Source organism: Nostoc sp. S13 (genome assembly GCF_029379315.1).
Taxonomy (GTDB): domain Bacteria; phylum Cyanobacteriota; class Cyanobacteriia; order Cyanobacteriales; family Nostocaceae; genus Nostoc.
The window spans coordinates 1-21,849 of the sequence record NZ_JAQYWQ010000115.1 but is presented as its reverse complement, the minus strand read 5'-3'; the positions used below and the strand labels follow the sequence as shown (position 1 = coordinate 21,849).

The following is a 21,849-nucleotide window of genomic DNA, read 5'->3' as shown; positions in this document are numbered from 1 at the left end:
ATGCGACAAATAGACCATCTGTAGAGACGCGATTCATCGCGTCTTCACCCAAGGATGTGTTCCAATCATTAATTGAATTGGTATTAGGCGATGCCTACGGCGGTAAACTACGCAGTTTGTGAGAGATTGTGCGATCGCACTGAGCGGAAGTTAGGCAAATCCAATTGCTGCGATCGCACCCCACAAGCGTGAGGGCTTGACAAAAATATAACTGTTAAAATCAACATAATGGTGTCAAAGTGCGAAAAAAACACATCCAATAGGAGAAAAATGCCAGCTATTGTTAAACTACAACTCTCCTTAAAAACTTTAGCAGAAGCAATATCTTCCCTTGATTTAACAGAAAAACGTCAACTTCAAAAGTTAATTGAGCAACAAATTTTTGAAGCCGAAGAAGCTTTGTATGAAGATGATCCAGAAACACAGGCAGAAATTCAAGCGGTTCGCGCTGAGTATAGCGGTGGTGAGTCTGTGACTATAGATAAATATCTTGCTAACTGGTCAAATTAGAGATAATGTAAAAAACTTCGGAGAACAAGTTTTGACAACTATTACTGATATCGGCACACTAATTAACTATAATCCTGAAATACACGGCGGTTGCCCAATTATTGCTGGTACAGGGGTGACAGTCCGGCGCATCGCTATTTGGTATAAACAAGGTTACAGCGTAGAAGAGATTGCAGATCAAATTAGTCATTTGACCTTAGCGCAGGTTTATGCAGCTTTAGCTTATTATCATGCTAACCGCGACCAAATTGACGTTGACATTGCAGCAGAGGCAGATAAAGCTGAGAGATTAGAGAAACTGCATAAAACTCAAAAATTTTTATGAGCCGAATTCGCTTGTATAACGCTATTGTTCTCATTGCCAAAGATAACTCTTGGCGATCGGTCATCGACAGTCTAGACAATTTCTCTGATAATTTCATGACTAATTGCGATCGGCCACTCATCGACTCCAGAGAGAGTTTGTAAATGTGATACCTGCTTGATACCAATATCTGCATTTACCTCATCAAGCAAAAACCCCAAAAAGTGTTGGATCAAGTTCAAGCCCTTAGCATTCTCACATTCCTACGCTGTTATTAGAGAACTGGGTTAAGTAGCTGTAAATTAGGTGATATCTACCGAACTGATAACTGTTAAATCACCGCCACCATCGCGCCACATCTACAATAGCGCGGGCAATTTCTGCCGTTGCGGCTTCGCCACCTAATGCAAAGATAACTGGAAACAATGCCTTAATATCTTGCAGCAAATTAGGACGAGTGCGAAGAGATAACTTATGAAGCGTATCTTGCCAGAAGGGGAAAAGTGTGGTATACGGCATTTGTGACAAACCAGAAGCTAACACACTTAGTTTAATGGCGCGAGACTTCTCATTTTGAATCGCTAGAACCACAACTAGTGCTTCTGGTATAATTTCTTGTTGTGATTTATTGACTAAGGCTTTTAGGGGATTAGCACGATCCTGTTTATTTGATATTGTCCTAGCAGCAATCAATGCTTCTGGTAACAACTCTGGCATTTTTTCGGCTAACGCTCTTAGAGCAGTAGCACGATCTTGTTCATTTGATATTGCCCTAGCAGCCCTCAGTGCTTCTGGTAACAACTCTGGCATTTTTTCGGCTAACGCTCTTAGAGCAGTAGCACGATCTTGTTCATTTGATATTGCCCTAGCAGCCCTCAGTGCTTGTGGTAATAACTCTGGCATTTTTTCGGCTAATCCTGTCAGGGCATTGGTACGATCCTTTTTATTCTTTATTGCCTTAGCTGTAACCAGTGCTTTTGGTAAAAATTCTAAAGGAAGTCTATAGGCTAGGGCTTTTAAAGCATCAGCACGATATTTTTCATCCCGTATTACCTTAATAGCAGCCAATGTTTCTGGCAACAACTGTACTGGTAATTTATCAACTAAGGCTATGAGCGCATCAGAACGATATTTCTCATCCTGTATTACCTTAACAGCAGCCAATGTTTCTGGCAACAACTGTACCGGTAATTTATCAACTAAGGCTATGAGCGCATCAGAACGATATTTCTCATCCCGTATTACCTTAACAGCAGCCAATGCTCTTGGCAACAACTGTAGTGGTAGTTTATTGGCTAAAGCTCTCAAGACCTTAACGCGAATTGACTCAGACTGAATTGTTAAAACAGCAGCTAGTGCTTCTGGCAATATCTCCGGCATTTTGTTGATTAACGCACTTAGCGCATTGGCACGATTTGACTCATCTCGTATTGCCTTGACAGCAGATAGTGCTTCTGGCAATATCTCTGGCATTTTTTCAGCCAAGACACACAGGGCATTAGCTTGATCTTCTTCATCTCGTATTGCTTTGACAGCAGCTAGTGCTTCTGGCAATATCTCTGGCATTTTGTCAGCCAAGACACACAGAGCATTAGCTCGATACTTTTCATTACCAATTGATTGAGCCGCAGCTAGTGCTTCTGGCAATATCTCTGGCATTTTGTCAGCCAAGACACACAGGGCATTAGCTTGATCCTTTTCATCTCGTATTGCTTTGACAGCAGCTAGTGCTTCTGGCAATATCTCCGGCATTTTGTCAGCTAAGGCACATAGGGCATAAGCTCGATAATCTTCATTACCAATTGCTCTGGCATCAACCAACGCTTCTAACAATGATGGCATTGGGATTTTGTCAGCTAAAGCACACACAGCATAAGCTCGACACTTTTCATTACCAATTGATCGAACAGCAGCTAGTGCTTCTGGCAATACCTCTGGCATTTTGTTGACTAACACACTTAGCGCATTGGCACGATAATTCTTATCCTGAATTGCTCGAGCAGCAGCTAGTGCTTCTGGCAATATCTCTGGCATTTTGTTAACTAACGCACTTAGCGCATTGGCACGATAATTCTTATCCTGAATTGCTCGAGCAGCAACTAGTGCTTCTGGCAATACCTCTGGCATTTTGTTGATTAACGCACTTAGGGCGTTGGCACGATGTGACTCATCTTCTATTGCCCGAGCAGCAGCCAGTGCTTCCGGCAATACCTCTGGTATTTTGTCAGCTAAGTCACTCAGGGCATAAGCACGGAAATGTTCATCCCGAATTGCCCGAGCAGTAGCTAGTGCTTCTGGCAACACCTGTGGCATTTTGTCAGCTAAGAAATGCAGAGCATCAGCACAATAGTACTCATGCGAAATTGCTCGAGCAGCAATTAGTGCTTCTGGCAATATCTCTGGCATTTTTTCAGCTAAGATACTCAAGGCATTGGCACGAGTTAACTCATCTTCTATAGCTTGAGCATCAGTCAGTGCTTCCGGCAATACCTCTGGCAGTTTGTTGGCTAAAGCTATCAAAGTATAGGTGCGATATTTCCCATCCTGAATTGCTCGAGCAGCGGCCAGTGCTTTATCCAATGCTAGTTTTTTAAGATTTGGTTGCAAATAGTTGACTAGTTCTATAACTGAGCTTGCTTTTTGAACTAAGTTAGGGTTTTGTAAGGCGAAAGCGAGTCCTTGTTCAGGAGTCCAAATATTGTTTTTGATCAACCCCACTAGCAACTTTACTGGTAAATTAGCTGCCAAACTATTAAGGGAAGCAGTAATTAAAGCATAGCGACACTGCCAACCCACCACTTGAAACAAAGTTGCTTCAGTCCAATTCGTCTCTGCTAATTCCCAAGCACGAGAAACATCCGTTATGTAACCTCCAGTTTGCCCTAATTTCTCCCGCACTTCATACCAGCCATTATTGCCAGTTGCCGACTCTTCCCGCAATAACTCGTGAATCTCTTCAAGCTGTCCAGCCTTTTCTAAATGCCAAACTAAATACTGATGAATGTAACCATCATTGGGCAAGGTATGCCATAAACCATTTTGGGTTTTCTGCTGATATTTCTCCAACAAAGCGACGTGAGCATTGGCAAGGGAAATACCTAGTCCTGGTAAATTACCTCGGCGCGGCTGTGGGGGAGCAGTTAACAAGTTCCGTGCTAAGTCGTGGAATAAGTCATGTAAGCGATAGGTAAGTGTAGAATCAGCAAGAGGAACACCAAGTAATAATAGGGCTTTACTTTGTAAATCTTTCAATGAATCAGAGGCATCGCGCTCATCTGTAATATCCCAAAGTGTTGCCATCATTTTGGGAGTAATACTTACATCTTCAGGTAGCACACCCAACCAAGTAAAGTATTCTTTGTCCTCTTGTGCCAATCGCTTTATGCTCAAGTTCAAAGATGCAGTTAAGCTGAGGCGTTTTAAACTTGCTTCATCAGTAGTATCTTTTGCCCCTGGTCTATCCAATGTTTTTAACCGAGCAATTTCTTGTTGAATATCTCGTAACAAGACTGTCCAAGTTGTACCACTAGCAACTTGGGCAGCTGCTAATTCCAATGCTAGGGGGAGATAACCAACACCTTTAGCTAAATTTTCTGCTGATTGACGTTCTACACCAGTAATCTCCCGTCCTAATTTCTTCGTCAGCAATTCCATCGCCTGGGGTGCTGTCATTATATCCAGACTGTAGGTTCTGGCTCCTAATGCCTCAGCGATCGCTCCTTCACGAGTAGTTACTAAAACCTGACACCGCACCCCGCCAATATTAAATACTAAGGCATCTTTTGTATTCCAGGCATCGTCAACCACCAGCAGCACCGCTTTGTCATAAAGTAGAGTTCGCAGATGGGTAGAAGTTGCTTCTATGCTGGTAGGTTTAAAGTTACAGTCTCCTAGCGCCTGCACCCAGCCACTAAGTAAAGAAAGTACATCAGGTTGCTGACCTAATGTTGTCCACAGAATACCGTCACAAAACCGAGTTTGGATTTCTGCATTATGGGCTAAAGCTGCGGCTATAGTCGATTTGCCCACAGAACCCAAGCCGTGAATCGCAGTAATTACCAAAGTGTGATTACCTGATGATGATGCAAGGAGGCGAGTTTTTAAAACGTCGCTGTATTCTGGGCGTTTTACAAAGTGTTCGGGTAAGGGTGGTGCTTGAAATAACGCAAGTTTAATTTCGGGTGTAGCTGCTAATTCTTTCGATTTCTTTGGTCTGCTGTTTTCCCATGTCTCATCAAACCGTTTTAAGTTCTTTTCCCGATCTCTTGACCATAGCTTCAGTGTAAAGCGCCATTCCTCAATACCCTTGATTTGGATACGATTATCTTCCAGAATGTTCAAGAAATCCTTGAGCAAATTCAGTGCTTCTCGAATTTGGTCTTTAGTTAACTTGCCAGGATATTTGTCTTTTTGCGTCAGCAACTCCAACGTGACTAACGTAGTCTGCACAGTCAGCTTAAGATTAGCGCTGTCTTCGTCTTTCCAGTCGTACTTAATTTTAAGGTCACTGTCCTCAAACTCTCTATCAACAAAACAGAGCAACGCCTCAAGCAGACGCTTAACTCGCTTTTGAATCTGAGACCCATAGGTAGTTCGTGGCATTATATCCCAAAAAATTGAGTAAGAACTTTGGGGCTACCCCATATTGAAACTACCACCCCAAACTCATGTAATCCAGATTCTAAGCCATTTTCAGCAAGATTAGGGTATTTGCTTAGGGACACAACCCCAAAGAGAACCTTGTATCTATACAAACAACTCTTTGGGAGATAAATAAATGCAACGCAAGCGTCAAAATATTCTCAGTAAAACCATTGCATTGTTGCTGGCAATGCAACTATTCTTAATTGGTTTACAAGCTAAAAGCCAGATTGACCAAGGTAATTCATCCATTGAAGCGTTGATTTGGATGATTCAACAATATATTCCAGTGCTGGTTAAAATTCTTAGCTTGCAGGATAAAAGCGAAAAAAACGATTCTCCAAAGCTCAAAAGTAAAAGATGAAGTGGTAGGGTGTGTTAGAGGATGTTTGAAAAGTCCTATTCTCGGTATCAAATAGTTTTAGATCCCCCTAAATCCCCCTTAAAAAGGGGGACTTTGATTTCGATTTCCCCCTTAAAAAGGGAGACTTTGATTCCGGTTCCCCCCTTTTTAAGGGGGGTTAGGGGGGATCTAAAAGTGCCTAAACTCACAGCGAAACATTTTTCAAACAACCTCTTAGGCTAAAGCCATAATGCACCCTATTAATTTAGATATTTTTTAATTGAATTACTATATTGTCCAATACAGTTCTGTTAAGAATAATCGTAGAGTAGTGTATGCCATCGATGCCAAAACTTTCATAAAGTCTCTGGCAGAGAACGCAGACATTGAAGAAAGGCGAGGCTTTCTGGGTGTTGCGATCGCATAAATTCATCTGTTGTCCCCAATACTACCAATTCTCCGCCATACATTAAACCAATTCTCGATGCTAAAATAAACGCTTCTTGAATATCATGAGTCACAAAAACAACTGTTTTGCCTAATTCCTGCTGCAAATGCCGAAACTCTTGTTGAAGTTCTAGCCGCGTAATCGGATCGAGTGCGCCAAAGGGTTCATCCATCAACAACACTGGCGGATCTGCTGCTAAAGCCCTGGCTACACCGACTCTTTGCCTTTGTCCTCCCGAAAGTTCGTGCGGGTAACGTGCGGCAAATTGTGCTGGTTCTAAACCCACCAATTGCAACAATTCATAAACGCGCATTTTAATTTGTTTAGATTGCCAACCTTCCAAAGCCGGAACTAAACCGACATTGCGTTCCACAGTGAAATGAGGAAATAAACCAATTTCTTGAATCACGTAACCAATCTTTCGCCGCAGTTTAATTTCATCCCATTCAGTTGTCGGAATGCCATCAAATAAAACTTCGCCCTGTGTAGGTGTAAATAAGCGATTAATTAACTTCATAGTTGTAGTTTTGCCGCTACCACTGCGCCCAAGCAATACCAGTGCTTCTCCTTGGCGGATGGTAAAATTGAGATTTGATACCAATGGGCGATGATTGCGGCTAAAAGTAACATCGCGGAATTCGACGGCAGTTTGATTATTTTGCGGCATGAGTGGCTTTTAGTGGACGCTAACTGATTACTCGTTGCAGGTCAATTATCCAACTTATTAATCAAAAATCACAAAAACTTCCATACAGAAACTTTAAAATCTCGTTTGCACCTCATCGCGGCTCTGCCGCAAGTCTTGAGGCGGCAGCCCTCTTGGAATGCATTAAGAGTCTCCGACTGGGAACGAGATAATCTCTATATAAGATGGTGCGTTACAGCTTAAGCCGTAACGCACCATACTACTAATTTAGTGTTTTTCAGAAGTACTTATTTTAGAGCAGCAGCAGGCGTCCTTTGAGTGTTAGTAGTAGAGGTTTTGCCATTCTCTGCCTTAATTTCTGCTACTTGCAGATGAGCTTCTAAGAACCAGAGTCGTTTGTCAATGGTGCGGGAAATTTCGGTATAAAGATCAGCAGTATCCAAGTCGTTTAATTCATTAGTTTTAGCGATCGCTTGCCGGATATGTTTAGCATAAATTGCAAAGCGATCTGACAACGCTGTTACGTGGTCTTTACCATCCAAAATATCAAAGAGATATTCTGGCAAAATTGAATTGCTAGCTGCGGCGCGGGCTGTTCCAAAAGCATATCCGCCTAAAGCTGTGACACGTTCAGCTACCATATCGATGTACTCTTCCAATTCACCCGCAAGTTCATCAAATAATAGGTGTAGCTGGTAAAAGTCAGTTCCTTTAACATTCCAGTGCGCTTGCTTTGTCTGAGTTTTTAGATCCAAAGTAGCTGCCAAGGTTTGATTGAGAAGTACCACAATTTGCACTCGCGCTTCGGCGGGAATATCTATGCGGGTGGGGTACAAACGTGATGAAATAGTGTTGTCGCTCATAGTTCTACGTTAATGCCTTTTACATCTAACTTTACAGATTTTGGTAGGCTATGCGAAACTCTCTGACGATAGATTGAATTAACGGCTGAATGTGTTACTGTCTATGACAATTGCGTTAAATACGATGGTTTTCTATGGTATTGAATGTACCACCGAAAAGGCGATCGCGAATTACATCATTCTGCAAAAAGTCATGGGGAAAACCCAATTCTATTTTACTTACTTCATTTAAACGTTGCAAATGTTCTGGTGATAAGCTGACATCTAAAGAAGCTAAATTATCTTGAAATTGCGTTAATTTACGTGCCCCAATGATCGGAATAATCACCCCACTTTGAGCGCGTAACCAAGCTAATGCTACCTGTGAAGGTGTGTGTCCAATTTCTGTTGCAACTTGGCTAACAACTTCAGCGATGGCTAAACTGCGTTCGGAAATATTTCCTAAAGCTGCATTTGCTAATCGTCCCTGTTCGCTACCCTCTTGAGGAGGCTGATTATACTTACCTGTTAGCACACCACCACCCAAAGGCGACCACGGTGTTACTGCTAAATCAAAAGCTTTAGCCACCGGTAGCAAATCCCGTTCTGGTGTTCGCTGAATTAAACTATACTCAAATTGCAGGGCGACAAACTGCGTCCATCCTTGGTATTGGGCGATAGTATTTGCTTGGGAAATGATCCAAGCAGGGGTATCAGAAATGCCGATGTAAAGTACTTTACTTTGACGGACTAAATCATCTAGCGATCGCAAGACTTCTTCAATAGGTGTTGTAAAATCCCAAGCGTGTAACCAGAATAAATCAATGTAATCGGTATTCAGCCGTTTCAAGCTACCTTCTAAAGACTGAATTAAGTTCTTGCGATGGTTTCCACTGGCGTTCGGGTCGCCATTCTTATCGTTCATCCGCAAGGGAAAGGAATATTTTGTCGCAACTACAAAGCGTTCTCGTTCTAAGCCGATCAACTCACCCACAATTTTTTCACTGCTACCATCGGTATAACCGTTGGCGGTGTCAATGAAATTTCCCCCTGCTTCTACATAGGTATCAAAGATTTTACGACTTTCGTCAACAGATGCACCCCAACCCCAATCTTCACCAAAGGTCATGGTTCCCAAGGAGAGTTCCGAGACTCTTAACCCGCTTTTGCCCAAGAGTTTGTATCTCATGAATATTTTCTCATTAATGAAAAAACTAAGCGAATACTATCTAAAAAGCATGATAACTGGAAACTGAAGGCGATGTTTGAGGACAAGCCCTTATTTGTTAGGACAATCTTGGGGCAATTCATGAATTGCCCCGACGGTAAATCAAGGCTTCCACTACCTTTTGCGTCAGTCCTGTTTGTATTGTCGTGCTATCTAAGAAGATGTTGGACTCTAGAATTTGAAACCGACCAAGGTCGGTTTTGTCTGTTATAGATAGCCGCGAATTCTATTGGCTCAACACTTTTAAAACACCCTCTTAAGTCCCTTCTTTAAGCTAGAAACACTTTTGCCCTGCTGTACTAGTTTATCTATGGGTTAATTTTCATAAAATTCTCTTTTGCCAAAAAATAATTACTAGCCAAAAATCTGGGCACAATCGTGCCCGAAATTTTTGATTGCGATCGCTAATTTCCAGTCTAGTATTTGAAAATTTACCATTATAGACAACTATCTAAAGAGTGAAACTTTTTCCTTGAAATCCAGCCATTAGTTAGTTGTATAATTTTTATCAAAGAGTAATAGTATACTTATATTGCCAAGACACATTTTCTTTTTTAAATTTTGCGAAAGTTCATGATACATTAGGCTTGACGGTATTAACCTTCCTCGGCAATTATAAAGAGATGGCTATTAAAAGCCAATCATCCTAATGCTTGACTGCGATTTTAGGACTGATAAAATCGCCTACCTGCACTAATTATCTTTGTTGTTGCAACATACCAGATTACTACAGTATCTCTGGTTATCCTTATTAGTTTAGTGTCGTCTGAGGTTCTTTAAAAATCAAATAGGAATTTTAGACTATGTGTGGTGAACATTTGCATAAATGTTATGGGGTGTTAGAGCAGCTACTCATAATATCCTACATTTGACTTTTCCAGAGTTAACGGTTGTATTTTGTGGTTTCCATATCGAGGCAAACCAAACAATCGTCTCAATCTTTGTATTCACTTAACCTTGCATTCAGTATTTTCCAATAGTCAATCCAAAAATTTGAAAAGAGGATATTTCCATGTCTAGTTCGTTTCGTTGGTCATCAGCAAGGGTTGCTTTACTAGTTCTGGGAATGACAGCTGCGATAATAACTCCCATCCTAATTTCTACCCCAGCTTCATCTCAAACTCCTGTTCCATCTGCGACACCAACGCCTGCAACACCATCGCCGACTTCAACAGTTAACTTGTCTGATGTTTCCTCAGATTATTGGGCGCATCCCTTCATTCAAGCCCTAGCCGACAATAACGTGATTGCTGGCTTTCCTGATGGCACCTTTAGACCAAATCAACCTGTGACTCGTGCTGAATTTGCTGCTTTAATTCAAAAAGCCTTCGGCAGCCAAAACCGAGTTCGGCAATTAACCGCAGGTGGATTTAGTGATGTTCCTGCTGGCTATTGGGCGGCTTCTGCAATTCAGAGCGCCTACGAAACTGGATTCTTGGCAGGCTATCCTGGGAACGTATTTTTGCCAAATCAACAAATACCCAGAGTACAGGGGATTGTTGCTTTAGCAAGTGGTTTGGGTTTGACTACTAGCAGTACTGGAGCAAGTAGTGACCTCAACACCTACTACAATGATGCTTCAAGTATCCCGAACTACGCTGTTAATGGTGTGACAGCAGCAACACAATCTAATATTGTTGTTAATTATCCAGATATAAAACAATTAAATCCGCAACAGCCTCTAACTCGTGCAGAAGCGGCAGCGCTTTTATATCAAGCTTTGGCTAAACAGGGACGGATACAACCCATTGCTAGCAATCTTCCAGCTAGTCAGTATATTGTCGGTGGAACTCAAACCGGTAGCGACATTGTTTCTCTTGCTGCATCCAGTCGTTCTCTGACAACTCTGACTTCTTTATTAAAGACAGCTGGTTTAGCAGATATTCTTCAACAGCCAGGCCCTTATACAGTTTTTGCTCCCACCGATGAAGCATTTGCTGCTTTGCCTGCTGCTACTTTACAGCAGTTACAGCAACCAGAGAATAGAGAAGCATTGATTAAGATTTTGAGATATCATGTGGTTCCTGGTGCAGTAACTACTAGTCAATTCTCGGCTGGGGAACTGAAAACCTATGAAGATAGACCTGTAAATATTAAAATCGATCGCGCTAATAATCAAGTCGAGGTGAATAATGCCAGAGTTATCCAGGCGGACATCAAAGCTAGCAATGGTGTTATCCATGCAATTAACCAAGTCCTAATCCCGCCTGATATTAACATTAGTAAGTTAAATCAACCACCAACAGCAAACACGCCTAATGTTGAGCCAGGTAGATCAACTCGTGGTGGCAGAAGCTACATCGGAGTTGCTGGTAACATTGGTTTGAGCGGCGGCGATACAGCTCTAAGTGACGGTAACTTTGCAGCGATTAGCAAAATTGGTCTGACACGCAATATATCAGTGCGACCAGCCGTGATCTTTGGGGATGATACACTGTTTCTGGTTCCTTTAACTTTGGATTTTTCTCCCAAGGTAGCAGGTTCAGTGGGTGAAAGAACCTATACGATATCTCCTTACATAGGTGCTGGCGTAGCCATTGAAGCTAACCTCGATACCGATTTCGGATTACTGCTAACTGGTGGTGTAGACGTTCCTCTCGGTTCTCGATTTACGCTAACAGGTGCTGTAAATGCTGCTTTTATGGATGAAACTGATGTCGGGTTACTATTCGGACTTGGCTACAACTTCTAAGTAAATAGAAGTAAAACACGCGGTAGGGGCAATTCATTGAAAGTCGGCGGGAAACTTCAACCCTTTGTGGGTGGAAAGGGATAGCCGCCCGCCGACTTCGGGCATTGGGGATTGGGCATTGGTGACTCTTCCCCATGCCCAATGCCCCATGCCCCAAATTTGGTTCAAATTATATTAAGGTCGCTTCATGGCTAAAGTAAGTCCATCAGCGATAGGGACAAGAGAAAGGCTAACCCGTTCGTCATGATGTAACTTTTCGTTGAGCGCCCGGATTGCTTGGGTGCTTTCATCTTGATTTTGCTCTTGGGCAACTTGTCCAGACCATAAAACATTATCAATAACAATTAATCCACCTGGACGCACCAATTGTAGCGATCGCTCATAATATTGATCATAATTTTCTTTATCAGCATCAATAAAGGCAAAATCAAATGTCTCGGCTTGCCCAGTTGCCAACAGCTGATCTAAAGTTTCCAAACCTGGCGCCAATCGCAAATCGATTTTATCAGCAACTCCGGCTTCTTGCCAATATCGGCGGGCGATCGCAGTAAATTCTTCACTCACATCAGCAGCGATAATTTTCCCATCAGCAGGTAGTGCTAAAGCGACAGAAAGTGAGCTATAACCCGTAAACACTCCAACTTCCAGGGTTTTCTTGGCTCCAATGAGCTGTACCAGTAGTCTCATAAACTGCCCTTGTTCTGGTGAAATCTGCATTCCACTTCGGGGATGGCTGGCGGTTTCTTGGCGCAACTTCAAAAGAATCTCCGGTTCCCGCAGCGAAACGGATAAAAGGTAATTATAGAGTTGGTTATCAAGACCTATAGACTGTTTTGGCATAGTAAATCAGAGAATTGAAAGAATCTACAGTTATACTATCGCCCAAGAGTGGTTTATCAGGAATCCCCAGTTAGCTTAATCTTTATCCTCTTCGTCGTACAGAATTTATTCTGGCTCCTGAATTCTGACTCCTGATTATAACGATTAAGTCACAGCGTTATTTTATAATTTGACTTCCAAATTTTCAGTGATACCTTGGAACAGTTCCAACGCTGCTCCTAAGTCCTCTGCAATTTCCAAAGCTAAAACATCCGGTGCAGGTAAATTATCAGAATCCTCTAAACTCTCATCCTTGAGCCAGAAAATATCTAAACTGACTTTATCTCGTTGGATCAGTTCCTCATAGCTAAAAACTCTAAATCGCTCATTTTCCTGGCGTTCATGGCGATTGTCAGCATTAAATGACTGAATAAAGTCTTGCAGATTTTCGGAACGCAGGGTGTTAGTTTTCAGAGTGAAATGTTGGTTAGTCCTAAAATCGTAAATCCAAAGCTTCTCAGTCCAAGGCGTAGCCCTAGCGGGTTTGCGGTCAAAAAATAAAACATTAGCTTTGACACCTTGAGTGTAAAATATCCCTGTAGGCAGTCTCAGCAAAGTGTGGACATCGCATTCATGCAGTAACTTTTTACGGATTGTTTCTCCTGCACCACCTTCAAAAAGGACATTATCAGGGACAACAACCGCAGCTTTACCGTTAATTTGCAGCAGAGTTTTGACGTGCTGGAGAAAATTTAGCTGTTTGTTAGAAGTGGTAGCCCAAAAATCATCCCGGCGATAAACGACTTTTTCTTTATCTGCTTTCCCGTCATCTTTAAAAACAGTAATGCTGCTTTTTTTACCAAAGGGCGGATTAGTCAATATTAATTCAAAGCGATCGCCTGAATCTGCCATCAAGCTATCTTTGGCTTCAACCGGACTTTCATCACCTGCAATCCCATGCAAGTAAAGATTCATTGCACACAGCCGCACCACCCCATCAGCAACATCAGCACCCTTAAAGGTTTTGTTGTTGAGAAAATGCCTTTGGTCTTTGTCCAGCTTGTAGTTATTTTTGATGAAATTATAAGCAACCAAGAAAAAACCCCCAGTTCCACAAGCGGGGTCACAAATGCGCTGTCCTAGCTGAGGTTGCATGATTTCAACAATGGCTTGAATTAATGCCCTTGGGGTAAAATACTGACCTGCACCACCTTTGACATCTTCGGCGTTCTTTTGTAAAAGTCCTTCGTAAATTTCACCTTTGATATCAATATCTAAACCAATCCAAGTTTCTGAATTGATGAGTTCTACCAGTCGTTTGAGTTTAGCGGGGTCTTGAATTCTGTTTTGGGATTTGCGGAAGATAACGCCTAGCAGTCCTTTTTCTTTACCCAGAGTTTCTAAGGTGTGGCGATATTGTATTTCTAAAGCATCCCCGTCAAGCGATCGCAAAGCCTCCCAACTATATTCGGTGGGAATGGTGGAACGTTTACTCAACGGTGGGGGAAGTTGGTTTTGTTCTTCGACCATTTTTAGGAACAGCAAATAGGTAAGCTGTTCTACATAGTCATTGTAGCTAACGCCATCATCACGGAGGACGTTGCAATAATTCCAGAGTTTTTGAACAATGGTCGAAGATTCGTTAGCCATTTAATTAAATCTGTATACAGGGTTTAACCGTCATTCGCCATGACTAACAGTTGAATCAAGAGGAGGAATTTGATCGGCGGTTAATGTAACAACTTCGCCATCTTGCCAAATACTAATAGATTCCCCTAAACGGCGGTGTCTTTCAATAGCTTTAGCAATAGCAGCTTTGACACCAGCATCAATTTTTTGATGCACTTCTGTTAAGGGAATTTGCACTTTATTCCCTGGTTGTAATTCGATTCCAGATTTGGGGTTCATAGATAATTGCTTCCTGATTGATATTTGATGCAGCCACTAATAGAGGTTCAGACCCAGAATTATCATAGATGATCCAAGTATCACACACAGGTAAATACAAGTTAATTAGGTTGCTGCGGCCTCGTTCATAGCGACGGCGAATAGTATCTTCAGGGATGTTGTGACCGCCACTTTCTACACGTCTGCGTACCCGTGCGATCGCTAATTCGGGACTTTGTAACCAAAAGTAAATTAAGTTGATAATATAACCTTTAATTTTACATTCTCTCAAGAATCTGGCAAAGTTACGAGCCGCTAATGTAGTTTCAAAAGCAAAATCAGCTTCAGCATTCACCAGAGTTTCTAGTCTTTCTAACATTAATCGTCCGGCTTGAATGGCTACGGATTCCGGGTTAAAAGGAGAAAGTCCGGCTGCTATTTCATCGGCGTTGACATATTCAAATACTTCTAGGAAGTAGGGAAGGATTTGCAGGGCGGTGGTAGTTTTACCAGATCCGTTTGCACCGCCGATAATGTATAGGTTGGGCATTAATCTAATGGTAATGCTAATTGTGTGGGTGATTGGGGCTGAGATTTGGTCTTTTTCTTGGTTTTGGTTGTTACCTGTTTGGCTTTTTCGGCTTTGATGCGTTCTAGGAGTTTTTCGGCGGGTTCGTCGCTGGGGTCTTGGGCGACGAGTTGACCTGTAAAGGCTTGTTTTAAGATGCTTTGGCGGAGTCTTTCAGCGCGTTTAATGTTGATGTTTATGGTTTTTTCGAGTTGGTCGATTACAGACACAATGCGTTCTATTTCTTCTATAATTTTTTTCTGTTCTAGTAGTGAAGGAACTTATAAAGGAAGTTTATTTAAGACAGTTTGACTAATATTATGCTGTCCTGCTGATGTTGCTGTTCTCGTTTCAATCCATGTAAGAGTTCTAAAAATATTCCATATTTTATTTACCAAAATAGGTAAAATATCTATAGATATTAGACGAAATCTAATCAAATAAGATGCAAAAAAATATGGGTAATCATAAGTTTGAGTAACTAAAGCAACCCGACCTATAAGTTCTTTACTTCCATTAGTACGAATAATGAGTAAATCACCAGATGCTAATGGTTCAATAGCATCAAGCTTGTTATCATTAGCAGCATATTTTAAATTATCTAAGACAATACTACCATCAACAATATTAGGAATTCTGAGAACAGGTGAGCCTGAAAAGTTGTAGTCACACTTTTCGGATGTTCCATATCTAGAATCCCAACTTAATTCCTCTAAACTAGCCCAACACCACCCATTTGGTAAATCAGGTAAATCAGAGGTATCAGGTGCGATCGCTTCCTTATATTTTAGCTTCCAACTATCATCCTTAGGAGTTTTAGCCTGTGCTTGCATTTTCGCCAATTGTTCAGCTTCCCACTTCTCCCGGCGCTGCTTGAGGATGCATTCAAGTAACACTGAAGCGGGTTCTAATTCTCCTTGATGTGCTGTGCGCCATTCTTTAGTTAAATTTCCTTCCACTGCGGCTTTTAGCACTGCCTGACGGTAGCGTTTTAATTTGGCTTTTACCTTTTTAAGTAACTCTACCCCTGCATCAAGTTGGGTGAATAGTTCCTCAATTTCGGCAACGATGCGATGTTGTTCAGGGAGTGGGGGAAGGGGAATATCAATTATCCTTAAATGTCCAAGTGGAATAAATTTTTGCGTTGTCCCCTTTACAAATTCTTTATTTTCAATGACTTTTTGAAAGACTATACAAGATAACCAGTATTTTAGATAATAGGAATTGATAACCAACTCGTTTTTCTTGAATCAACCAACATTCTTAATACTAAAAACTTTATCAGTACGAACAATTACAGGATTACCAATAGTTCCTATCATTGCAAACAATATGTCGCCCTTGTCCACTTCAGAGCGAACACTAATATTTTGATGGTCTTCTAAACTAATATTTTTGGCTGTTGAAAAGTCTAAACCATTTTCTTTTAGATTTTTTGAAGTGATAAGGGGAATTCCTTGCTCGACATATTTTGGAGTGTCATGTGTTCCATCCCTTACAGAAGAACAAACTTCACTTGAAGTTACCCACACCCAACCCTTTGGCAACTCATACAAATCTTCACCCATCACACAGCTAACGCCTCATTCAACTCATCCAAAATACCCATCAAATCATTCCCAAACAACAGATTACCCTGAAACGCCTCTTGGGGCATTTCTTGTAAATCCTCCGCCTCAATTCTCACACTGGTAATAATATGCTCCTTAATCTTCTCCAACCACACCACCTGCTGAGAACTAAACCCCTTTCCCCCTACCCACTGCTGAAACTTCTCCTCAACCGATACCGAGAAAGGTTCTAAAACCTCCGTTTCCTCGATCGCAAAGCGTACCAGAGAAATGATATCAGTCAACAACTTTTGTACCCCCACACCCCGCACCTTATCCGCTTCCAGTTGCGCGTAAGCATCCCATAACTTCTGGGGTGTCAAATTCCGGGGGGGACGTGACAGCGCATTTGCTAACTGCTTAATCTGCTCATAAGTAAACTGTCGCTGTCCGTAGGGCTGATTATAAAGCATAGACAAGGCTGTAATTTCATCTTTATTTGCTTCAATATACTGCTGGAAACTCTCCACTGTCCCCCTTGCTTTATCCCTAGCACTGGTATCAAAACCCGCCTGTAACACCACATCCTGACTGACAGTATCAATAATCTGCTCATTCTTCGTTTTAATTTCTTTGAGCAAATTCCGTAACAGAGGATTATCAAAAGTCCGAATCACCGTGCGGATTTGGTCAATTGCTACAACAGACTTATCTAATTGTCTCCCGGCATAGCTTAATTCTTCATCCAACTGCTGCCAACGTAGCGCACGGGTTTGACGATTGCGCGTATCAACATAAAACCCAGATTGGACAGTACTACCCTGTTCGGTAATTTGGGTGCGAATGCGGTAAACCTCATATCCCACATTTACCCCATCAGCTACCGCCCGTTCGTGGGGATATTCCATCACCAAGTTTTGATTAAAAAAACCAAAGGTTTGCAGAGATGGTGTGGCAGTCAAACCAATAATAAAAGCATCAAAATATTCTAATACTTGCCGCCACACATTGTAAATTGAGCGGTGACATTCATCGGTAATAATGAAATCAAAAGTTTCTATGGGAATCTGTGAATTGTAAACTACATCCTTGGGTTGCTGGTTTTCCTGTTCCCCATCAAACTGGGATGCTTCCTCATTTTCTGCTTCAAAGTCAGCTTCCCCCCGCAACATGGAATAAAGCCGTTGAATTGTGGTAATACAAACTTTATTCACTGGGTCGATGGTGTTGGAAGTCAACAATTGCACGTTATAAAGTTCTGTGAATTTGCGCCCATCATCAGGGGTGACATACTGCTGAAATTCCTTTTGGGTTTGTTCTCCTAAATTTTTTCTATCTACCAAAAATAAAACCCGTTTCGCCCCAGCTATTTTAATCAGCCAGTAAATAAAACTAACAGACGTGTAGGTTTTACCAACACCTGTCGCCATTTGTATCAAGGCTTTGGGACGATTTTGTTTCAGAGAATTAAATAAACCTGCGATCGCTTCTTTTTGACATTCCCGTAAATCTTCTGTGTCAATTTCCGGTAACACTTGCAACCGGACTCTGAGGGTGTCAGACTGTCCTAACCATTCCTGTAATGTTTCTGGTTTATGGAAACTAAACACCTTTCGAGAGCAAAAATCAGGGTCACGGTTATCTGTAAAACAGGTTTCTACCCCCGTGCTTTCGTAGAGGAAGGGTAAAGGTTTGCGGTGACAGTTTAATTTTGGCGGAAGCTGGAATGAATATTTATCAGATTGATTTTCAACTCCACTGAGGGTTATACCCACTTTTTTAGCTTCAATTACACCCGCCGCTTTGCGGTTAATCATCAGAAGGTAATCAGCAAAACCAGACTTTAAGGGATATTCCCGCACAGCAATACCTAAAGAAGCACCTAGATTGATTTGTTTGTAGTCTTGGATAATCCAACCTGCATCGGTTAGTAGTTGGTCAATTTTGAGTCTGGCTTGTGACTCTGGGGTCATGACTAATTTAATATACGGGTATTTAAATTGTCATATCTTTAATTGAAAACGGCAAATAATATTAAATACAGGATAGTAACAGCTAAAAAAGAGGAATAAAATCAGCGATCGCGCTAATAAGCAGGCTGGTTCGCAGAAGATTGGGGAGATAGTGTGTTGAATTATTGGATTGGATGCCTGATCCACTTTTATACTTTCCAAAAACTATTGGGATAATAGTCAGATCGTTATGTAGTTCATAAAGGCTACTTATAAATAATTACAAAATTTAAAAACCTGCCAAAATGGCAACCAGATTCTAATTAACCAAGTTAAATTGTACAAAGATAAACGACTTCAAGGGTTTTGTTATCAGGGACTACCACGTAAGCAAATTCCTTTTGTAAAACACTATCTACTAAGTGATTTACAAAAATAAAAAACTACCTCTATCAATATATTTGCAGAGGATTTTTCTCAGCACATAAATATCAATAATTAGGTTTGGCATTTGCTGCAACAGGAATATTAAATGCTTACAGGCGTTGTTGTCGAAGTACGGACTAGCCCCCAAATAACGGGCAACGTCTGTATACATTCCTGTTCACTTCAGTAGCAAATGGCAGAGTGGGAGTTTGAAAGCTGACTGATATGCTTCCTCCCACTCTCTTTTTATCAGAAAAGAATTCAGGAGTCAGGAGCAGAGCCGGAGACCCTCTGCTCCTGAACTGTGACTTCTAAATTCTTCTTCAAAAGTCAGTATCTTGTAAAAACTTAATAATGGCTGCATTTAACTCCTCAAAAGCGCCAGTTGAGGCATCATGACGGCAGTTAGATAAAATTTGTAATTTAGAATTGGGGATATACTGATGCAATTTTTCACCATGACTAACAGGAAACCAACTATCTTGATCACCCCACAAAACTAGTGTAGGACACTTAATTGCACTCAGATTATTTTGAATTTGGGTGAGCATATTTGGCTGATTTCCTTGCCAATTCTCAATTTCTCGCGCTGCTATTTGTAACTCTTCAGCGACTTTCGCAACTGTACCAGGTAATTCAATAAACGGGTAAGTTATCCAATAGACATCTTCCTGTGTCAAAATTGATGGATCAAATAATACCGCACGTCTTTCTATTGCCATAATTTCTCTAAATAGAGGTGCAAACAAATATGCCAGACGTAAGGAGTCAATTGTTTGCATTATTTCCAGCGGCGTTTGGGCAAGTAACCACATAGCCCAATGGGGTAGACGTTCGGTAAAAATAGGTACGTTTACTACTACAAGTTGCCCGATTAACTGCGGATTTTCTTGAGCCAGCGCAAGGGCAACTAATCCCCCCAGAGATTCAGCCACAATCACTACGGGTTCATCACATAATGCCTGAATAATTCTTTTAAACTCAATAACTTGATGACCATTGTGTTCTCTCCGAGACAATGGTTTTTCGGAAAAACCAAAACCTTTGGCATCAAAACAAATTACTCGAAAATATTTAGATAATGGTGCTATACAGTGCCGCCAATTATAGCTCCAACTACCCATGCCATGTAATAAAATTAGCGGTTTACCTTTACCTTTTTCGCCATAAGCAATTTGTACAGGATAGCCTTTAGCATCAGTAATAACTAGACTTTGCCGCCCTTGAGGAAAAGTAGCTTGCCACCAATCTTTCATTCCGTTATCAATAAATAATTTAACCGCCACTTAAGGCGTTCCACAATATTCTAATTAGTATGACGGGTAATGCTACTAAAACAATCGAGATTAGCAACAATCCAGCCAAAACTGCAAAGATAAACCACCTGTCTGCACTCCTTTGCTGGCTAGGAAACTTTAAGTACTCTTCCAAGAGCCTGATATTATAACTGTTAGCCGTCCAGGCAAAATCAAACAAGTCTCCCAAAACTGGGACAGCGCCTACCAAGCCATCAATAATCACATTCAAAACCATTTTGCCTAAAGTGGCTCTAGATACACCCAGCCGCGCCGCTTCTAGGATGATGTAGCTAGAAAACATCACTCCCAAAAAATCACCACCAATAGGTATCAGTCCTAAAATTGGATCTAGACCAAAACCAATCTGCGTACCAGGAATAGTAATAACATTATCCAGCAGCCGACTTAACTGACGCAGGCGCTTCAAGGTAAGTGCTTTGGCATCAGGTTCGATGATCGAAGACCGAAAAGAAGAATCAGGCATAAAGGCGATCGCTCACTTTATATGAATCGTTAGACATTCTACTCGCCTACTGAGATTTGTCAAAAGTTTTCTCAGCAATTTACTAATTAATATTTTTCGTTAGATTCTGAATGTGCTTTTGGGCGCATATCTTCGCCGACAGTCACATTCAACTGATCGCCGATTAACAGAACAGCAGAACTCATCGACAGCCAGAGCATTAAAACTATCACAGCCCCTACAGCACCATAGACTTTATTATAGTTGCCAAAATTCGCTACATAAAGCCGAAATAGGGCAGACAATATTGCCCAGAAAACAGCTGCTAAAATTGCTCCAGGCATCATTGGCGTGCCTGAGTTCCACTGGCTTGGGCCATAGCGATAGACAAAGCCAAAGGCGACAGCAACAATACCTAAAGCTAAAGGCCAGCGTAACAACTGCCAAAGATGCACCAAGAAGATCAAAGAAGCATTTTCGCGCACTACCATTTCCAACAGCCAGTCGCTGGTAAACACTAAAAAAGAAGCCAACACTAAAAGCAACATAGTACCGACTGTTAATCCGAGAGAGACAAGCTTGGCTTTCCAAAAGGGGCGTATGTTTTCTGGAGGAATTTGATGGATTTGGTCGAGGGCAGTCATCGCGGTATTCACCGCCCCAGAAGCAGCCCAAATTGCTAATACAAAGCTCAGAGAAAACAAACTACTGTTTTTGGAGTTGGTAATTTCTGTGGTGGCAAAATCACGAATCAGATTCAGGGCTTGTTCAGGTAGGACTTGACTTAGTTGATCTGCCAGTTGTTTAAAAGTGGCTTGCAAAGATTCTGCTAATAAACCAATGGCTGTGATCAAAGCAAGAATTGCTGGAAACAGCGATAACATGGCATTGAAAGCGATTTCCGACGCTAGTCCCAAAAGTCGTCTTTGGATTGTCCTGGCAAAAGTTTTTTTGAGCGTGCGCCAATTGAGGTGGCGAAAAAAGCGGAAAAAACGAGGTTTTGGCATGATTTAGATAATGGGGAGTGGCTAGAGACGCGATTAATCGCGTCTGTACTGGGGAATGGGGAATGGGGAATGGGGAATGGGGAATGGGGAATGGGGAATGGGGAGTTAGGAGTTAGGAGTTAGGAGTGGGGAGTTAGGAGTTAGGAGTTAGGAGTTATAAAAATTCTTTCCCCAATGCCCAATGCCCAATGCCCAATGCCCAATGCCCAATGCCCAATGCCCAAT

21 protein-coding genes are annotated in these 21,849 nt (G+C 41.6%); 4 read left to right on the top strand and 17 right to left on the bottom strand.

From position 1 onward, the window contains the following. Positions 1-270 precede the first annotated feature (270 nt). Both PUQ00_RS26500 and PUQ00_RS26495 read left to right on the top strand, forming a co-directional pair. Entirely contained in the window at positions 271-510 is a 240-nt protein-coding gene (locus tag PUQ00_RS26500; RefSeq protein ID WP_300422280.1) for a hypothetical protein, read from the top strand. Positions 511-541: 31 nt separating this feature from the next. Further along, positions 542-835 carry a DUF433 domain-containing protein gene (locus PUQ00_RS26495; protein WP_300422279.1) on the top strand — a complete coding sequence of 98 codons (294 nt, stop codon included), beginning with the start codon at positions 542-544 and terminating at the stop codon, positions 833-835. A gap of 71 nt (positions 836-906) precedes the next feature. Here the strand turns inward: PUQ00_RS26495 and PUQ00_RS26490 are convergent, their stop codons facing one another. Further along, positions 907-1,056 carry a hypothetical protein gene (locus PUQ00_RS26490; protein ID WP_300422278.1) on the bottom strand — a complete coding sequence of 50 codons (150 nt, stop codon included), beginning with the start codon at positions 1,054-1,056 and terminating at the stop codon, positions 907-909. 94 nt (positions 1,057-1,150) lie between these two features. Further along, on the bottom strand, positions 1,151-5,416 hold the full coding sequence (locus tag PUQ00_RS26485; RefSeq protein WP_300422277.1) for an NB-ARC domain-containing protein: 4,266 nt from the start codon (positions 5,414-5,416) through the stop codon (positions 1,151-1,153). Positions 5,417-5,591: 175 nt separating this feature from the next. Here PUQ00_RS26485 and PUQ00_RS26480 point away from each other — a divergent pair, with 175 nt between their 5' ends. Then, complete coding sequence (locus PUQ00_RS26480; RefSeq protein ID WP_300422276.1) at positions 5,592-5,819, top strand: hypothetical protein; 228 nt, start codon at positions 5,592-5,594, stop codon at positions 5,817-5,819. A 335-nt stretch (positions 5,820-6,154) separates the two neighbouring features. Here PUQ00_RS26480 and PUQ00_RS26475 read toward each other — a convergent pair whose 3' ends face one another. From PUQ00_RS26475 to PUQ00_RS26465, 3 genes are all read right to left on the bottom strand, one after another. Next, positions 6,155-6,913: an ATP-binding cassette domain-containing protein gene (locus PUQ00_RS26475; RefSeq protein ID WP_300422275.1), complete on the bottom strand. Its 759-nt coding sequence runs from the start codon at positions 6,911-6,913 to the stop codon at positions 6,155-6,157. Between the two features lie 266 nt (positions 6,914-7,179). After that, positions 7,180-7,755 carry a DNA starvation/stationary phase protection protein Dps gene (dps, locus tag PUQ00_RS26470; RefSeq protein WP_300422273.1) on the bottom strand — a complete coding sequence of 192 codons (576 nt, stop codon included), beginning with the start codon at positions 7,753-7,755 and terminating at the stop codon, positions 7,180-7,182. Positions 7,756-7,870: 115 nt separating this feature from the next. Further along, the gene (locus tag PUQ00_RS26465) at positions 7,871-8,923 is read right to left on the bottom strand and encodes an aldo/keto reductase (RefSeq protein ID WP_300422272.1); all 1,053 of its coding nucleotides are present in this window, start codon (positions 8,921-8,923) and stop codon (positions 7,871-7,873) included. 1,051 nt (positions 8,924-9,974) lie between these two features. Between PUQ00_RS26465 and PUQ00_RS26460 the strand changes: the two genes are divergently transcribed. Beyond that, on the top strand, positions 9,975-11,654 hold the full coding sequence (locus tag PUQ00_RS26460) for a fasciclin domain-containing protein (RefSeq protein ID WP_300422271.1): 1,680 nt from the start codon (positions 9,975-9,977) through the stop codon (positions 11,652-11,654). 33 nt (positions 11,655-11,687) lie between these two features. Here PUQ00_RS26460 and PUQ00_RS26455 read toward each other — a convergent pair whose 3' ends face one another. The 12 genes from PUQ00_RS26455 to PUQ00_RS26400 form a co-directional block, all read right to left on the bottom strand. After that, a complete protein-coding gene (locus PUQ00_RS26455; RefSeq protein ID WP_300422269.1) occupies positions 11,688-11,822 on the bottom strand; it encodes a hypothetical protein in 135 nt (44 codons plus the stop codon). A gap of 6 nt (positions 11,823-11,828) precedes the next feature. Beyond that, entirely contained in the window at positions 11,829-12,494 is a 666-nt protein-coding gene (locus PUQ00_RS26450; RefSeq protein ID WP_300422267.1) for a class I SAM-dependent methyltransferase, read from the bottom strand. A gap of 162 nt (positions 12,495-12,656) precedes the next feature. Beyond that, a complete protein-coding gene (locus tag PUQ00_RS26445) occupies positions 12,657-14,123 on the bottom strand; it encodes a class I SAM-dependent DNA methyltransferase (RefSeq protein ID WP_300422265.1) in 1,467 nt (488 codons plus the stop codon). Positions 14,124-14,153: 30 nt separating this feature from the next. Then, positions 14,154-14,381, bottom strand: a complete 228-nt coding sequence (locus PUQ00_RS26440; protein ID WP_300422263.1) for a hypothetical protein — start codon at positions 14,379-14,381, stop codon at positions 14,154-14,156. Further along, on the bottom strand, positions 14,341-14,910 hold the full coding sequence (locus PUQ00_RS26435; RefSeq protein WP_300422261.1) for a zeta toxin family protein: 570 nt from the start codon (positions 14,908-14,910) through the stop codon (positions 14,341-14,343). The genes PUQ00_RS26440 and PUQ00_RS26435 overlap by 41 nt, the downstream gene beginning before the upstream one ends. Beyond that, a complete protein-coding gene (locus tag PUQ00_RS26430; RefSeq protein ID WP_300422259.1) occupies positions 14,910-15,158 on the bottom strand; it encodes a hypothetical protein in 249 nt (82 codons plus the stop codon). The genes PUQ00_RS26435 and PUQ00_RS26430 overlap by 1 nt, the downstream gene beginning before the upstream one ends. 51 nt (positions 15,159-15,209) lie before the next feature. Then, entirely contained in the window at positions 15,210-16,163 is a 954-nt protein-coding gene (locus PUQ00_RS26425; RefSeq protein WP_300422257.1) for a restriction endonuclease subunit S, read from the bottom strand. Between the two features lie 15 nt (positions 16,164-16,178). Next, a complete protein-coding gene (locus tag PUQ00_RS26420; protein ID WP_300422255.1) occupies positions 16,179-16,499 on the bottom strand; it encodes a hypothetical protein in 321 nt (106 codons plus the stop codon). After that, entirely contained in the window at positions 16,496-18,451 is a 1,956-nt protein-coding gene (locus PUQ00_RS26415; RefSeq protein WP_300422253.1) for a type I restriction endonuclease subunit R, read from the bottom strand. Before PUQ00_RS26415 ends, PUQ00_RS26420 begins: the two co-directional genes overlap by 4 nt. 728 nt (positions 18,452-19,179) lie before the next feature. Beyond that, complete coding sequence (locus PUQ00_RS26410; RefSeq protein WP_300422281.1) at positions 19,180-20,112, bottom strand: alpha/beta hydrolase; 933 nt, start codon at positions 20,110-20,112, stop codon at positions 19,180-19,182. Positions 20,113-20,131: 19 nt separating this feature from the next. Next, the gene (locus PUQ00_RS26405; RefSeq protein ID WP_300422251.1) at positions 20,132-20,638 is read right to left on the bottom strand and encodes a DUF4112 domain-containing protein; all 507 of its coding nucleotides are present in this window, start codon (positions 20,636-20,638) and stop codon (positions 20,132-20,134) included. 86 nt (positions 20,639-20,724) lie between these two features. Further along, on the bottom strand, positions 20,725-21,624 hold the full coding sequence (locus PUQ00_RS26400) for a YihY/virulence factor BrkB family protein (protein WP_300422249.1): 900 nt from the start codon (positions 21,622-21,624) through the stop codon (positions 20,725-20,727). Positions 21,625-21,849 lie beyond the last annotated feature (225 nt).